9 protein-coding genes are annotated in these 14,999 nt (G+C 50.4%); 6 read left to right on the top strand and 3 right to left on the bottom strand.

Translation table 11 applies throughout. The annotated features are described in order from the left end of the window. Nucleotides 1–41: 41 nt before the first annotated feature. Nucleotides 42–578 (bottom strand): c-type cytochrome, encoded by a 537-nt coding sequence (locus tag IE082_RS05295; RefSeq protein WP_189492659.1) that lies wholly within the window; start codon nt 576–578, stop codon nt 42–44. A 424-nt stretch (nt 579–1,002) separates the two neighbouring features. Between IE082_RS05295 and IE082_RS05290 the strand changes: the two genes are divergently transcribed. Then, entirely contained in the window at nt 1,003–5,715 is a 4,713-nt protein-coding gene (locus tag IE082_RS05290) for a glutamate synthase-related protein (RefSeq protein ID WP_189492656.1), read from the top strand. Between the two features lie 93 nt (nt 5,716–5,808). Further along, entirely contained in the window at nt 5,809–7,278 is a 1,470-nt protein-coding gene (locus tag IE082_RS05285) for a glutamate synthase subunit beta (RefSeq protein ID WP_189493054.1), read from the top strand. 104 nt (nt 7,279–7,382) lie between these two features. Here IE082_RS05285 and IE082_RS05280 read toward each other — a convergent pair whose 3' ends face one another. Beyond that, nucleotides 7,383–7,862 carry a YqaA family protein gene (locus IE082_RS05280; protein ID WP_189492653.1) on the bottom strand — a complete coding sequence of 160 codons (480 nt, stop codon included), beginning with the start codon at nt 7,860–7,862 and terminating at the stop codon, nt 7,383–7,385. 111 nt (nt 7,863–7,973) lie between these two features. Between IE082_RS05280 and ilvA the strand changes: the two genes are divergently transcribed. Continuing rightward, nucleotides 7,974–9,497, top strand: a complete 1,524-nt coding sequence (gene ilvA / locus IE082_RS05275; RefSeq protein WP_189492650.1) for a threonine ammonia-lyase, biosynthetic — start codon at nt 7,974–7,976, stop codon at nt 9,495–9,497. 177 nt (nt 9,498–9,674) lie between these two features. Here ilvA and IE082_RS05270 read toward each other — a convergent pair whose 3' ends face one another. Beyond that, complete coding sequence (locus IE082_RS05270) at nt 9,675–11,066, bottom strand: L-serine ammonia-lyase (protein ID WP_189492647.1); 1,392 nt, start codon at nt 11,064–11,066, stop codon at nt 9,675–9,677. 204 nt (nt 11,067–11,270) lie between these two features. Between IE082_RS05270 and IE082_RS05265 the strand changes: the two genes are divergently transcribed. From IE082_RS05265 to IE082_RS05255, 3 genes are all read left to right on the top strand, one after another. Beyond that, a complete protein-coding gene (locus IE082_RS05265; protein WP_189492644.1) occupies nt 11,271–11,546 on the top strand; it encodes a hypothetical protein in 276 nt (91 codons plus the stop codon). Continuing rightward, nucleotides 11,543–12,466, top strand: a complete 924-nt coding sequence (locus IE082_RS05260) for a glycosyltransferase (RefSeq protein ID WP_189492642.1) — start codon at nt 11,543–11,545, stop codon at nt 12,464–12,466. The genes IE082_RS05265 and IE082_RS05260 overlap by 4 nt, the downstream gene beginning before the upstream one ends. A 184-nt stretch (nt 12,467–12,650) precedes the next feature. Further along, on the top strand, nt 12,651–14,969 hold the full coding sequence (locus IE082_RS05255; RefSeq protein WP_229809738.1) for a glycoside hydrolase family 65 protein: 2,319 nt from the start codon (nt 12,651–12,653) through the stop codon (nt 14,967–14,969). Nucleotides 14,970–14,999 lie beyond the last annotated feature (30 nt).

Genomic DNA, 14,999 nt, shown 5'->3' with positions numbered 1-14,999 from the left:
ATGCCTGTGTGCACACCAAGCCCATTGTTCCAAACGATCGTTTACTGTGCGGCGCTGGTGCTGTCTGTGGCCGTTTCATCCTTTGGTTCTTCGAAGCTGCCGCCAGATTTGTTGGCCATGTAAACGATGGCACGTTTGATTTCTAAGTCAGATAGGTTGGGGTTGCCACCGCGAGCGGGCATTTGGTTAAAGCCTTCGGTCGCATGCTTGAATAAGGTATCAAAACCTTTGCCTATGCGTGGTGCCCAGTCGGCAGATCCAACTTTTGGTGCGCCACTGGTTCCTGTTGCGTGGCAGCTGGTGCACAGACTTTCATAGACTTGTTGACCTGTTTGTGGGCCTTTGGGTTTGGGCACGAGTACAAAGCCGCCGACTGCCTGTAAGCGCTGGGCGATGTTTTCGGGATTCATTGGGTCATCGGGGCCTGGGTTGCTGTCTGCCATTGATTTTGCCAGCAAAATTAGCAAAATCAACGGGCCTGCAGCCAAACCCAACGCCACGCCAAGCATGGTTAAGGCACTTTTTTGTGTTAGCTGCTCTGTTTCGTCATTGATAGGGGTGGTGTTTGTGTCGGTCATTTGGATTCCTGTGGTGAGGCTTGCGGACGAGCCGCATCAAAACACGCTATTAATAAATAAATTCAAGTGGTATTGTAAACGCAAAACTCTGATAAATAAAGTCTGTCCTGTAGGCTTGTGTAAATTGTCGGTTGAGGGTTTGATGAGTTCTCGTGTTTTTGTGCTGCACCAGTGGTTGATGATGGTTAGACGTGCAGAGAGGGACGTGGTTGGTTGTAGACTTGGTAAATAATATTCTGTCACCAATTAAATAGCGCCTGTGGTTTATGAGTGGTTTAAATAAAAGCTGACCCCAATTAAAACTTATTGTGCTCCGCAGTAAAAAGCCTTATAGTCGCTGCACAAAACAGCAAGACTTACTAAAAAACTGTTTATTGCGCCTCAGGCGATTAGATACACACCGAAACACCACTGGAATCTCACCATGACCGAGTATTTACAACCCGAAATTGCATTAGACTTGCGCGCTGACGCCACCAAAAACGGTTTATATAGCGCGACCAATGAGCGCGATGCGTGCGGTGTTGGCTTTGTTACTCACATCAAAGGGCAGCGCAGCCACGCGATTGTCCAACAGGGTTTGCTGATTTTGTATAACCTTGACCATCGTGGTGCGGTGGGTGCCGATGCGCTGATGGGCGATGGTGCGGGAATCTTGATTCAGATTCCAGATGCGCTGTATCGCGAAGAAATGGCCAAGCAAGGTGTGATGTTACCGCCAGCGGGTGAGTACGGCGTGGGTATGATATTTTTGCCGAAAGAAGAAGCCTCGCGTCTGGCCTGCCAACAAGAATTAGAGCGCACCGTCAAAGCCGAAGGCCAAGTGGTGCTCGGCTGGCGTGATGTGCCGATTGACAGTCAGATGGAGATGTCGCCTGTGGTGCGTGCGACTGAGCCTGTGATTCGCCAAATTTTCATCGGGCGTGGTCCTGATGTGATGGTGACGGATGCGTTGGAGCGTAAACTGTATGTGATTCGTAAAACCGCATCGCACCGCATTCAGTCGTTAAAATTACAACATGGCAAGGAATACTTTGTGCCCTCGATGAGCGCACGCACAGTGGTCTATAAAGGTTTATTGCTCTGCGACCAAGTGGGTCGTTACTTCAAAGACTTGGCTGACAATCGCACGATTTCAGCGATTGCGCTTGTGCATCAACGCTTTTCGACCAACACATTCCCTGCATGGGAGCTGGCACATCCTTACCGATTCATTGCGCACAATGGCGAAATCAACACCGTCAAAGGCAATGTGAACTGGATTAAAGCCCGTCAAAAAGCCATCTCCAGTGCAGTGCTCGGTGATGATTTACACAAACTTTGGCCGCTGATTTATCCCGGTCAGTCTGATACGGCCTCATTTGACAACTGTCTCGAACTGCTCGTGATGGCTGGTTACCCACTCTCGCATGCCATGATGATGATGGTGCCTGAAGCGTGGGAGCAGCATGAACAAATGGATCAAACGCGCCGTGCGTTTTACGAATACCACGCAGCCTTGATGGAACCATGGGATGGCCCTGCGGCGTTGTGCTTCACCGATGGCCGTCAAATCGGTGCGACACTTGATCGCAATGGTTTGCGTCCAGCGCGCTTTGTCGTCACCGACGATGACCTCGTGGTGCTCGCGTCTGAATCTGGCGTATTGCCGATTCCTGATTCTAAGATTAAGCAAAAATGGCGTTTGCAGCCGGGCAAAATGCTGCTCATCGACACTGAGCAAGGTCGTATCATTTCTGATGAAGAAATCAAAAACAGCCTTGCCAACGCGCGTCCTTACAAAGAATGGAACGCTCGCCTCTCGCTCAAGCTCGAACATGTTTTGACGCCGATTGAAGAGCGTCCTGTGCCAAAATCTGAGCTGCTTGACCGTCAACAAGCCTTCGGCTACACGCAAGAAGACATCAAGTTCATTCTGCAAGCCATGGGGCAAAGCGCCGAAGAAGCCATAGGATCTATGGGCAATGACACGCCGATGGCCGTGTTGTCAAAAAAGAACAAATCGTTTTACCAGTATTTCCGTCAGTTGTTCGCGCAAGTAACCAACCCGCCGATTGACCCGATTCGTGAGCAAATGGTCATGTCGCTCGTCTCATTCATCGGTCCAAAACCAAACTTGCTCGACATCAACAACACCAACCCGCCGATGCGTTTGGAAGTCTCGCAACCTGTATTGAATTACGATGAAATGGCGAAAATTCGCTACATCGAGAAATACACCAATGGCAAGTTCAAGAGCCACATATTGGACATCAAATACCCCGCTGCTTGGGGGCCAGATGGCATCGAGGCGCAACTCGCGTCGTTGTGCGCGCAAGCCGTCGATGCGGTGAAGTCTGGGCACAACATTTTGGTGCTGTCAGACCGAGGCGTGGACAAAAATTTATTACCGATTCCTGCATTGCTCGCGACATCTGCCATTCATCAACATCTGGTGGAAGCGGGTTTGCGCACATCCACAGGTTTGGTGGTCGAGACAGGCAGTGCGCGTGAAGTCCATCATTTTGCTTTGCTTGGCGGTTTTGGAGCTGAAGCGGTACATCCGTATCTTGCTTTTGCGACATTGACGGACATGGTTCAGCATGGTTTGATTCCAAACAAGCGTCCCTCAGAAGCGATTGCGTATTTCATCAAAGCGATTGGTAAAGGCTTAAATAAAGTCATGTCGAAGATGGGCATTTCGACTTATATGTCTTACACGGGCTCTCAGATTTTTGAAGCGGTGGGTCTGAAAAAAGAACTGGTTGATAAATATTTTAGGGGCACGCCGACCGCTATTGAAGGCATGGGTTTATTTGAAGTCGCCCAAGAAGCTTATATGATGCATAAACATGCATTCGGCGCGAAACATGCCTTGCAAGACAAGTTGGCTACAGGTGGTGAATATGCATGGCGTGTCCGTGGTGAAGAGCACATGTGGACACCTGATGCGATTGCGAAATTACAACACTCAACGCGTCAAAACAATTACCAAACCTATAAAGAATACGCCCAGATCATCAATGATCAATCGAAACGTCACATGACGTTCCGTGGTTTGTTTGAGTTCAAAATCGATCCCAAAAAAGCCATTTCGATTGATGAGGTAGAGCCTGCCACAGAAATTGTCAAACGTTTTGCTACGGGTGCCATGAGTCTTGGCTCGATTTCATCCGAAGCACACGCCACACTCGCTGTGGCCATGAACCGCATTGGCGGTAAGTCTAATACGGGTGAGGGTGGAGAGGATCCTCTGCGTTATCGTGCAGAAATGCAAAATGGCGATGCTGGCATCACAGATGGTCAAACCATCGGCGACATCATCGGTCATGACCGAGTCGTTGCGACGATTCCTCTGAAAAAAGGCGATTCGCTGCGCTCAAGAATCAAGCAAGTGGCTTCGGGTCGTTTTGGTGTCAGTGCTGAATATCTGTCATCTGCTGACCAGATTCAAATCAAAATGGCACAGGGCGCAAAACCTGGTGAAGGTGGCCAACTTCCTGGTGGTAAAGTTTCCGAATACATCGGCGCATTGCGTTACTCTGTGCCGGGCGTGGGCTTGATTTCGCCACCGCCACACCATGATATTTATTCGATTGAGGATTTGGCACAGTTGATTCACGATTTGAAAAACGTCAACCCGTCGTCGTCTATTTCGGTGAAACTCGTCGCTGAAAATGGCGTTGGTACAGTCGCCGCAGGCGTGGCGAAAGCCAAAGCTGACCACATCGTCATCGCGGGTCATGACGGCGGCACGGGTGCATCGCCCGTCTCATCGATTAAACACGCAGGTGCGCCGTGGGAGCTAGGCCTTGCTGAAACCCAGCAAACATTGGTATTAAATCGCTTGCGTTCTCGCGTGCGTGTGCAGGTCGATGGCCAGATCAAAACGGGCCGTGATGTCGTCATCGGTGCATTGCTCGGTGCGGAGGAATTTGGTTTTGCCACTGCACCGCTTGTGGTGCAGGGCTGCATCATGATGCGCAAATGTCACTTAAATACTTGCCCCGTCGGTGTGGCGACACAAGACCCAGTGCTGCGCAAAAAATTCACAGGTCAGCCTGAGCACGTTGTGAACTACTTCTTCTTCATCGCAGAGGAAGTGCGCGAACTCATGGCACAGATGGGCGTGCGCACGTTTGAGGAATTAATTGGCCGTGCTGATTTACTCGATATGCGCCAAGGTATTACCCACTGGAAAGCCCAAGGTTTGGATTTTTCTAAAGTTTTCTACCTAGTACCGAATGCAGCAGGTGACACATCATTCCAAACGCTCACGCAAGACCATGGTTTGGATCATGCGCTCGACAAACAACTCATTGCTCAGTGCGAACCTGCACTGACAGAAGGCAAACCCGTTTCATTCATTCAAAACGTGCGCAACTTAAACCGCTCCATTGGCGCCATGCTCTCGGGTCAAGTGGCTCGTCGCTACGGTCACGCAGGTTTGTCCGATGACACGATTCACATTCAGATGAATGGCACGGCGGGACAAAGCTTCGGCGCGTTTCTTGCCCATGGCGTGACATTTGACTTGGTCGGCGAGGCGAATGACTATGTGGGTAAAGGCTTGTCCGGTGGTCGTATTATTGTTCGCCCCAATAATTCATTCCGTGGTGCGTCACATGAGAACATCATTGTGGGCAACACGGTCTTGTACGGCGCGATTGCTGGCTCGGCATTTTTCAGTGGCGTTGCGGGTGAACGCTTCGCGGTGCGCAACTCAGGTGCCGCATGCGTCGTCGAAGGCACCGGTGACCATGGTTGCGAATACATGACTGGCGGCACCGTCGTCGTGCTCGGCGCGACAGGTCGCAACTTCGCGGCGGGCATGAGCGGTGGTGTCGCTTACGTGTACGACCCCGCAGGTCAGTTCGAGCCACGTTGCAACACCAGCATGGTGGCCTTGTCTCATGTGACGAGCGAAAAAGAGCAAACAGACGCTGTCTGGCACGCCGTGAACTTTGATGTCCAGCCTGCTTCGGATGAAGCCAATCTGAAATCATTGATTGAACAGCATTTTAAATTCACAGGTTCAGAGCGTGCCCGTGAAATTTTGGATAACTGGAATGTGTCACTCAAATTGTTTGTTAAAGTCATGCCGACAGATTATCGGAAAGTCTTGGAAGAACGATTGAGCGCGACACAAGCAGCGTAAAAAACTAACTAGTCTGTCGCAATGCTGAAGTTTCAAATAACAATGGAAAACCCAAATACACCACGTCACATTTGGGTTTTTAAGGAGTAAATGATGGGTAAAATCACTGGGTTCTTAGAGCAAGAGCGTTTAACCCCCACCTATGAAGCACCGGAGTCGCGCGTTAAACACTACAAAGAGTTTCTCTACGCGCTGTCGGACAGCGATGCCGCCAAGCAAGGGTCGCGTTGTATGGATTGTGGGATCCCGTTTTGTCATAATGGTTGTCCGATTAACAACATCATCCCTGACTTTAATGACCTCGTGTATCAGCAGGACTGGCAAGCAGCGCTCGCTGTATTGTCACTGACCAACAACTTCCCCGAGTTCACTGGACGTATTTGCCCTGCACCATGTGAGGCCGCCTGCACACTCAATATCAACAACGATCCTGTCGGCATCAAATCCATTGAACACGCCATCATTGATAAGGGCTGGGCGAACGGCTGGATTACCCCGGAAATCCCCGCGAAAAAAACAGGCAAAAAAGTTGCTGTCGTCGGCTCAGGCCCCGCAGGTTTAGCCTGTGCACAGCAGCTTGCACGTGCAGGCCACGACGTCACGGTTTATGAGAAAAATTCGCGCATTGGTGGTTTGCTGCGCTACGGCATCCCTGATTTTAAACTCGAAAAATGGCTCATTGACCGCCGTATGGGGCAAATGCAGGCCGAAGGCGTGACATTCAAAACAGGCGTCGCCATCGCCACAGGTGACTATCCACAAGGCTGCGCCAACGACGCCAAAACCGTTGTCACAGCCGATGAATTGAAAAAAAAATACGATGCAGTGGTGCTCGCTATCGGTTCTGAAACGCCGCGTGACTTGCCCGCACCAGGACGCGATCTCAAAGGCATTCACTTCGCCCTCGAATGGCTCATTCCACAAAACAAAACCAACGCAGGCGACGGAGACAACCCGATTAACGCCGCAGGCAAACACGTTGTCGTCATCGGCGGCGGTGATACAGGCTCAGACTGCGTCGGTACTGCTAATCGTCATGGTGCGAAATCCATCACGCAGTTTGAAGTCATGCCGCGTCCGCGCGATGTGGAGGACAAGTCAGTCACATCGGTTTGGCCATATTGGCCGATGAAAATGCGCACCTCATCGTCACACGACGAAGGCGTAGAACGTGATTGGTCAGTCAACACCAAAGCCTTCATCGGCAAAAATGGCAAAATCGAGAAACTCCAGTGCGTTCGCATTGAGTTTGTCGGTGGAAAGATGGTTGAAGCTGAAGGCTCCGAGTTTGACGTCAAAGCAGACTTGGTTTTGTTGGCGATGGGCTTTGTGCATCCTGCACAAGCTGTGTTAGACGCGTTTGGCGTGGATAAAGACGCGCGTAACAATGCTAACGCACTAACCGTCGGTGACACCGCTTACCACTCTAATGTTGATAAAGTATTTGTTGCGGGTGATGTGCGTCGTGGGCAGTCTTTGGTTGTTTGGGCGATTAAAGAGGGTCGCCAAGCCGCGTATGAAGTGGATAAAACGTTGATGGGTAGCAGCAACTTACCTTGGTAGGCCAAGAAGGTTGGTTTGGAGGGTTTTAAAACAGTTACTTTGTGTGATTCGGGTCGCCTTCGGGTGACCCTTTTTTTGATGTGCTTTAAGCGAAAAGCCACACTTTAGTGCATAAATGATTGCCAAAATCCATCGGGTATCCACAGCAGTGCAGCGGTCATGACCACGAAACGAATGAACTTGCCCACGCTCATCCAAAGCAAAACACCGCGCCAAGGTAGCTTGAGCCAGCCTGCCATGGCGCACAGTGCATCGCCAATCAAAGGCACCCATGACAGCAGCAGAACGGGGGCACCCAATCGTTGCAACCAGCGCAAATGAATCACGGGCTTTTCCTTGGCGAAGGCTTTTTTGGCACCGTAGCCCATGAAATAGGTGACCATGCCACCCATGGTGTTACCCGTCGTAGCCACAAGAATGGCCAGCCAAAATTGATCTGGGTTGAGTTTGACGAAGCCAAACAGCACAGGCTCTGTCACCATGGGTAAAACGGTCGCTGATAAAAATGAAACGGCAAAAATCGCAGGCAAGCCCACTTGTGGTAGAGAAAAATAGGTGAGTGTGGTGGCGAGCCATTCGGGCATGTGAGATCCTTGTATTGTGCGGGCGCTTGAGCGCGTGGCTTGAACCTGTTACTCTACGGGTTCGGTCAAAACGAGTTAAATGTACCCTACTATTTGTAGAGAATGCGAATCATGCCACAAACTGATTATTTAAAAAAAATATTGACTGCCCGTGTCTATGACATCGTACAGGAAACCCCTTTAGAAAAAGCCCCTCAATTGTCGCGTCGCATGGGTAACCACATTTACTTGAAGCGCGAAGATTACCACGAAGTATTTTCATACAAAATCCGTGGCGCGTACAATAAAATGGCACAGTTAACCCATGAGCAAATCAAGCAGGGTGTGATTACAGCTTCAGCGGGCAACCATGCACAAGGTGTGGCGTTTTGCGCCTCTCACCTCAAATGTAAAGCGATTATCGTCGTGCCAGAAACCACACCTGCGGTCAAAATTGACGCCATTAAGCGCTTTGGTGGTGAGTACATTAGCATTGTGCTGCACGGCGGTTCGTACACTGATGCCTATGATCATGCGATGACGTTACAAAAACAAAATAAACTCACCTTTGTGCATCCTTACGATGACCCCGATGTCATTGCAGGACAGGGCACGATGGCGATGGAGATTTTGCGCCAGCACAGCGAGCGGCTTGATGCTGTATTTGTTCCGATTGGCGGCGGTGGTGCGATTGCAGGGATTGCATCGTATATCAAAGCGATTCATCCTGAGATCAAAGTATACGGTGTGCAGTCAGTGGACTCGGACGCGATGGCGCAGTCTGTCAAAGCAGGCAAGCGCGTTACGCTCAAAGATGTCGGGATTTTTGCTGATGGCACAGCAGTCAAACAACCAGGTAAAGAAACATTCAGACTGGTACAGCAGTACGTCGATGGCATCATCCTTGTTGATACCGACGCGATTTGCACCGCGATTCGCGATGTGTTTCAAGACACGCGCGACATTCTCGAGCCGTCGGGTGCGCTCGGTTTGGCAGGTTTGAAAGCCTATATTGAAAAAACAGGTGCGAAAAACGAGCACCTTGTCACCATTGCTTCAGGTGCGAATACCAACTTTAATCGCCTGCGCTTTGTTGCCGATCGTGCGGAAATGGGCGAGGCGCGCGAGGCGTTGTTTGCCATCACCATTCCAGAGGCGCGTGGTTCTTTCAAAAAGCTTTGTGATTTACTGGGTGAGCATCGCAGTATCACTGAGTTCAACTATCGAATGAACAGCACGAATGCTGCTCATATCATGGTGGGGATTGCCATCAGCAATCATGGTGATTCGATTAAGATTTCTGATAAGTTGACCAAAAAAGGTTTTCAGCACGTTGACATGACCCACAATGATTTGGCCAAGCAACACGTGCGCAACATGATTGGTGGCGCAGTTTCTGCGCGGGATGAGTTGCTCTATCGTTTCGAGTTCCCTGAGCGGGCTGGGGTTTTGTTTAGCTTCTTAAATTCTGTTTCGCCACACTGGAATATCTCGCTGTTTCAATACCGCAACCAAGGCGGTGATTTTTCGAGCATATTGGTGGGGATTCAAGTGCCATCTGATGAGCGAGCAAAATTTAAAAAATTCATCCCGACGCTGGGTTATCGGTTTTGGGATGAGACAGACAATGCGGCTTATCGGTTGTTTTTGAATTGAGCCAATCAAGTAGTTTTTTAATGTGCAAAGATGCGTCAGTAATTGCGGACTTGAGCCGCAATCACTTTGGGTGATTTCATGTCCTACTACCTACTATAATGACTGAACCAACCATGCCATAATGGTCTAAATGAAAAAAGGTGAGTGATGCTCACCTTAAAACCCCATCACTTTAGATTAGCACTCCACCATGTTCACCGCCAATCCGCCCTTGGCGGTTTCTTTGTATTTATTTTTCATGTCTGCCCCTGTGTCGCGCATGGTTTTGATGACCATGTCGAGTGAGACGTGGTGTGTGCCGTCGCCGCGCATGGCCATGCGGGTGGCGTTGACGGCTTTGATGGCGCCCATGGCGTTGCGTTCGATACAGGGAATTTGCACGAGGCCGCCGACAGGGTCACACGTCAACCCTAAGTTGTGTTCCATACCGATTTCAGCGGCATTCTCGATTTGGGCATTACTCGCGCCGAGTGCTGCGGCGAGACCGCCTGCAGCCATGGAGCAGGCGACGCCGACTTCGCCTTGGCAGCCAACCTCTGCACCTGAGATCGAGGCGTTTAGCTTATAGAGGATGCCGATGGCGCCTGCGGTCAGGAGGAATGTGATGATGCCCTCATATGAAGCGTTTGGGACGAATCGGTCGTAGTAGTGCATGACGGCGGGGACGACACCCGCTGCGCCGTTGGTTGGGGCAGTGACGACGCGCCCGCCTGCGGCGTTTTCTTCGTTAGTGGCAATTGCGTATAGGCTGACCCAGTCTATGACGGTGAGCGGGTCGGCGAGTGAACGTTCGGCGTTTTGGGTTAACTGGCGGTATAGCTCAGCGGCGCGGCGTTTGACATTCAGCCCGCCTGGTAGATAGCCTGTCGCGTCGGGGTTGTCAATACCGCAACCCCGTGAGACACAACTTTGCATGATTTGCCAAATACTCAGAAGTTGTGTTCTGACTTCTGTCTCCGTGCGCCAAGTGCGTTCGTTGGCCATCATGAGTTGGGCGATGGTTAGGTTGTGGGTTTTGCACAACTCAATGAGTTCTTTGGCACTGTGAAATGGGTATTGGACGTCGTTGAATGCCTCCAACACAGGTGAGGCGTCCATGCCGACTGAGACGACAAAGCCACCGCCGACGGAGAGGTATTTTTTTTCAATCAACAAGTTGCCCACCTCATCGTATGCTGAGAATTTCATGCCGTTTGGGTGTTCGGCCAAGGCTTGACGGCGGTGCATGATGAGGTCATTTTTGATGCGAAATTCGACGGGGTGTTTGTGCAGCAGACTGATTTTTTGGTCAAGGGCGATGGTGTCCAGCTCGTCTTGTACTTGCTCAATCGGCACTGAATCGGGAGCGTAACCCAGTAGGCCAAGCAACACACCTTTGTCTGTGCCGTGGCCCACGCCTGTCAGACCCAGAGAGCCATACATTTGCGCGCAGATGCGGTGTGTTTGTGGCAGCATATCGTCTTTGTCGAGAAGCTCGGCAAACATCTTGGACGCGCGCATGGGGCCAACGGTGTGTGAGCTTGATGGGCCGATGCCGATTTTGAATAAATCAAATACCGATACTGCCATGATTGGTCTCCTGATGGCTGTAGGCCATATTGATTATCTATGGCTCATCATAAAACAAAAGTTGATTGATGAATACACGGTTTTTTGGCTGAAAACAGGATTTTTTGGTGAAAATCGCTGTAGTTTGTTTGGCGACAATCAAAGGTCGCTCGTGTATGATGGCGCATCATTTTTGATTAACTTTTGTTGTTTTGTGATTACCACATGCGCGTCTTACTCATTCATCAAAATTTCCCAGGTCAATTTCGACGAATCGCCAAACAATGGGCGGCTGATTCTAATATGGACGTTTTTGGAGTAGGGCATCGCAATGCATTAGGGCTTGACGGAGTCAAATGGATTCGTTATGACTTGCACCGAGATGCTAAAGTTGAACATACGCACCCTTATTTGGTTCAAATGGAGCGAGCGGTTCTGCGGGGGCAGGCCGTTCCCGTGTATTGTTACAACTCAAGCAAAAAGGTTATGAGCCTGATGTGATTTTTGCACACCCGGGTTGGGGCGAGACGTTGTATGTGAAAAATGTGTTTCCTAAAGCACGCTTGATACACTTTTGTGAGTGGTATTACCGCTCACAGGGCGCTGATATGAACTTTGATGCGGAGTTCCCTGATGACTTTAATGCGGGTGCACGGGTAGAGACATGGAATGCGTTACATGCCCTCAATCTTGTAAACTGCGACGCCGCAGTGACGCCAACGCAATGGCAGTTGAAACAACACCCTGAGATTTTTCATTCAAAAATCAAAGTGATTCACGAGGGAGTCGATATGAGTGTTTTGTATCCTGATGCTCAAGCTGAATTGACTCTGCCAGATGGTTTTCATGCGAGGGCAGGTATGCCCATCATCACTTATGTGGCGCGGCAGTTAGAGCCATACCGTGGTTTTCACAGCTTTATGCGCGCATTGTCGATCATTCAGAAAGTACTGCCTGACTGCCACACCATCATCATTGGTGGCGATGATGTGAGTTATGGAAGTAAACCCCGTGATGCGGCCAACTTTCGAGAGAAGATGCTCAAAGAGGTTCGTATTGATGCATCACGCACGCATTTCTTAGGTCAGGTCCCTTATGACATGTATCGAAAAGTGTTGCAAGTCTCACGAGTTCACACGTATTTGACCTATCCGTTTGTTTTGTCGTGGTCTATGCTCGAAGCGATGGCGATGGGTTGCTTGGTCGTCGGTTCACGCACATCGCCCGTCGAGGAGGTGATTCGAGATGGGGAAAACGGCTTGTTGGCGGATTTTTTTGATCCACAGGATATTGCTGAAAAAGTCGTGTTGTGCTTGCGAGAGCCGATGAGCGAGTTGCGTGCCCAAGCGCGAGCTGATGTTTTGGCGCGATATGACTTCGCACAAGCCGAGCCTGCGTTTCGCGCATTGCTTTCGGGCTGAAAAATAGCGGCTTCTTATCGCGCATTTTACAAACGACTGTGCGCTAAATGGCGCTCACTCAACCCTATAATAGCCTTACGGCTTAAAAATAATTATTGTAAAATCGCCAAATTTTGTAAAATTATCACGCCGTTCTCGCGGTACGTCTCCACAACCATCACAACAATATTTTAAGAGAGCTGGTATGACCCAAGAGCATAAACAAGAACAACATCTTACCGTAGAGCCATGGGGAATTGCCGAGCCGCTGTTTGACTCCGCCATGGGCGCTTTGCATGAAACCTTGTTCACACTGGGCAATGGCAACATTGGCGTGCGCGGCGCACATGACGAGGGTGATGTGTGGGCAGGCACGATGCAAAACGATGTATTTCTGAACGGATTTTATGAATCCGAGCCGATTGTCTACCCTGAGTCGGCCTATGCGTTTGCTAAGACCAATCAGTTCATTGTCCGCGTGCCTAATGTTACGGGCATGAGTTTTTTGGTCGATGGCGTCGCGTTTGATCCAAACTCTGGCCAACTGTCGGATTACCAGCGCCGCTTGGATTTTGTGACAGGCGTGCTCACGCGTGAGTTCACATGGACTTCGCCCACAGGTCAGCAAGTGCGCGTGCGCTCTGAGCGGTTGGTCAGTCAAACCCATCAAGCCGTTTTAGCAGTGCGTTACAGCGTGACGCCGCTGAATTTTTCAGGTGTCATTGCCATCACCTCAACCATCAGCAACAAAGAACGCACGCTCAAAGCGGGGGACGATCCGCGTGTTGGCGCATCGCTCGGTGGGCGGCTGAACTATGTGGTATTTGAGACGACAGAAAACTTCTCTGCTTATACGCACTCTACACACCACAGCGGTTTGTTTGTGGTCAGCAGTGTCGCGCATGAGGCGCCTGTTGCGGCGACGGTGAAACACTGCGAGCAACAGGCGACGCATACTTTCACACAAAACGTTGTACAAGGTGAGGCGTTCACCGTGACCAAATTTGCCGCTTACATCAGCACGCAAACCACGGCGCAAAGCCGGCTCCTCAGCAGTGCAAAAAGTGCGTTGATGACCGCGCAAACATTGGGCTTTGATGGTTTACTTGCCGAACAAACGGATTATCTCGCCGAGTTTTGGCGAAATGCGACGGTTGAAATTGGCGGTGACGAGTCGTTGCAACAAGGTATGCGCTTTTCAGAGTTTCATTTACTGCAATCCGCAGGGCGAGATGGCAAAACCAATATTGCCGCCAAAGGTGTGACGGGTGCTGGCTATGATGGGCATTACTTCTGGGACACCGAAATTTACGTGCTACCATTTTTCTTACACACGCGTCCCGAAATCGCTCGAAAGCTCCTCGAATCGCGAGCCAGCATGCTGCCCGCAGCGCGCACACGTGCGCTGGAGATGGCGCACCCAAAAGGCGCATTGTATCCATGGCGCACCATCACTGGGCCTGAGTGCTCATCGTATTTTCCCGCAGGTACAGCGCAGTATCACATCAATGCGGACATTGCTTACTCAATCGCGCAGTACACGGATGTGACGGGAGACAAGAGCTTTTTATTGGAGCAGGGCGCGGAAGTGGTTTTTGAAACCGCACGCATTTGGCCAGATTTGGGACAGTTTGACGCGAATGGCCGCTTCGGTATTTATACGGTCACGGGGCCTGATGAATACACTGCCATCGTCAACAATAATTTATTCACCAACGTCATGGCGCGCCATCACCTGCGGTTCGCGGCGAAAACAGCTACGTGGTTACAAAGTGAGCACCCCGCTGCTTACGCTGAGCTTGCGACGAAAATCGGCTTAACCACTGATGAAATCGCCACATGGCAGCGCGCTGCAGATCACATGATTTTGCCCTACGATAAGACACGCGGTATTCATGCACAGGATGACACCTTCCTCGATAAGCCCGTTTGGGATTTCGCCAACGCCCCACGTGATAAATACCCGTTGTTGCTGCACTATCACCCACTGGTGATTTACCGTCATCAAGTTTGTAAGCAGCCTGACGTCGTGTTGGCTTTGCTGTTGCTTGGTCATGAGTTTACTGCCGAAGAAAAAAAACGCAATTACGATTACTACGAAGCCATCACTACCCATGACTCATCGTTGTCCTCGTGCATTTTTTCCATCATGGCTGCTGATGTGGGTTACACCGAAAAAGCCTATGATTATTTCATGCAAACAGCGCGTTTGGACATCGACAACTTGCACCACAACACAGAGCATGGCGTACACGCCGCAGCCCTCGCAGGTTCGTGGATGTCGGTGGTTTACGGTCTTGCGGGTTTGCGCAGCTTCGGCGGTGTGATTCAATTTGCCCCGTTTTTACCCAAACAATGGACGCACTATCAATTTGTCGTACGGATTGGACAGGCCTTGCTGCAAGTGCGTGTTGAATCAGAACAAGTACATTACAGTTTGCTCGACGGTACGAGACTTGAGGTGCGTCACCGTGGGCAAAGTTTGACGATTGTGGCAGGCCAAGTTAGCAGCATCACCATTTGATTTTGAGTATCTGCTCAACCAATTCATATT

The sequence above is a fragment of the Formosimonas limnophila genome, from assembly GCF_014652675.1.
Taxonomy (GTDB): domain Bacteria; phylum Pseudomonadota; class Gammaproteobacteria; order Burkholderiales; family Burkholderiaceae; genus Hydromonas; species Hydromonas limnophila.
The sequence above is the reverse complement of the archived record's forward strand: the minus strand, read 5'-3'. Positions and strand labels throughout refer to the sequence as shown.

Bases quoted from the DNA above. Each gene is read 5' to 3' on its own strand.
- IE082_RS05295 (WP_189492659.1), bottom strand. From the start codon at position 578: ATGACCGACACAAACACCACCCCTATCAATGACGAAACAGAGCAGCTA.
- IE082_RS05265 (WP_189492644.1), top strand. From the start codon at position 11,271: ATGCGCGTCTTACTCATTCATCAAAATTTCCCAGGTCAATTTCGACGA.
- IE082_RS05255 (WP_229809738.1), top strand. From the start codon at position 12,651: ATGACCCAAGAGCATAAACAAGAACAACATCTTACCGTAGAGCCATGG.
- ilvA (WP_189492650.1), top strand. From the start codon at position 7,974: ATGCCACAAACTGATTATTTAAAAAAAATATTGACTGCCCGTGTCTAT.
- IE082_RS05285 (WP_189493054.1), top strand. From the start codon at position 5,809: ATGGGTAAAATCACTGGGTTCTTAGAGCAAGAGCGTTTAACCCCCACC.
- IE082_RS05290 (WP_189492656.1), top strand. From the start codon at position 1,003: ATGACCGAGTATTTACAACCCGAAATTGCATTAGACTTGCGCGCTGAC.
- IE082_RS05280 (WP_189492653.1), bottom strand. From the start codon at position 7,862: ATGCCCGAATGGCTCGCCACCACACTCACCTATTTTTCTCTACCACAA.
- IE082_RS05270 (WP_189492647.1), bottom strand. From the start codon at position 11,066: ATGGCAGTATCGGTATTTGATTTATTCAAAATCGGCATCGGCCCATCA.